The sequence below is a fragment of the Ruminococcus bromii genome (genome assembly GCF_002834225.1).
Taxonomy (GTDB): Bacteria; Bacillota; Clostridia; order Oscillospirales; family Acutalibacteraceae; genus Ruminococcoides; species Ruminococcoides bromii.
Map to the genome: position 1 here is coordinate 1 of NZ_NNSR01000014.1, position 239 is coordinate 239.

Annotated in this window: 1 protein-coding gene; it reads right to left on the reverse strand. The window is 44.4% G+C overall.

Going from position 1 to position 239, the window contains the following annotated elements; all coding sequences use genetic code 11:
- Positions 1–239, reverse strand: a 239-nt coding sequence (locus RBATCC27255_RS10350; RefSeq protein WP_169923191.1) for an NfeD family protein, incomplete at both ends; no start/stop codon positions are given.

Genomic DNA, 239 nt, shown 5'->3' on the forward strand with positions numbered 1-239 from the left:
GTCCAAGTTTCCGCACCAACTTTTGCCTGTGCTGTTTTGTCAATATCGGTTAAATCTGTGAGCATAAATCCGACTTGACCGATGTAGCGGTCTGCGTTTGTTCCCGTTGTTTTGTTACGCCTTTTAAAGCGTTTTACAAGCGGTCGTGTCACAATAAGCGAAACAAGTGACACAACAAGGAACACCGCCGACTGGATTGTTATGTCGCTTGTGAATATAGTTGTTATTGCGGCACAAAC